Source organism: Streptomyces sp. SID12501, assembly GCF_010550245.1.
Classification (GTDB): domain Bacteria; phylum Actinomycetota; class Actinomycetes; order Streptomycetales; family Streptomycetaceae; genus Streptomyces.
Map to the genome: position 1 here is coordinate 1 of NZ_JAAGLU010000867.1, position 411 is coordinate 411.

Annotated in this window: 1 protein-coding gene; it reads right to left on the reverse strand. The window is 75.7% G+C overall.

The genetic code is table 11. The features are described from left to right. Window positions 1-411, reverse strand: a 411-nt coding sequence (locus tag G3I71_RS52530; protein ID WP_275409467.1) for a tetratricopeptide repeat protein, incomplete at both ends; no start/stop codon positions are given.

Genomic DNA, 411 nt, shown 5'->3' on the forward strand with positions numbered 1-411 from the left:
CCCAGCAGGTGGTGGGGCAGGGGGGCGATCGCGACGGCCGCGCGGTAGTCGGCAAGGGCTTTGGTGGTGTCGCCCAGGGCCAGGTGGGCGCGGGCCCGGGTCTCCAGGAGCGCCGAATCGCCCGGGGCGGCCTTGAGCCCGGTCCGGGTGCGGGACAGGGCTGCCCGGGGGTCGGCGTCCTGGAGGTCCAGGGATGCCAGGACGTTGTGGGCGAAGGCCGTGTCGGCCGGGGTGGCCGCCGCCGTCAGGGATCGCCGCATCAGGGCGCGGGCCCGGTCGGTGTCCCCCTTGAGCTCGAAGGCGTAGGAGGCGCGGGCGAGGGAGGCGGCGTCCGGGCGCAGGTCCACCATCTTCTGCACGGCGGCGTCGGCTTCGTCGTAACGGCCCAACTGGGTGTAGGCGTGGGCGCGG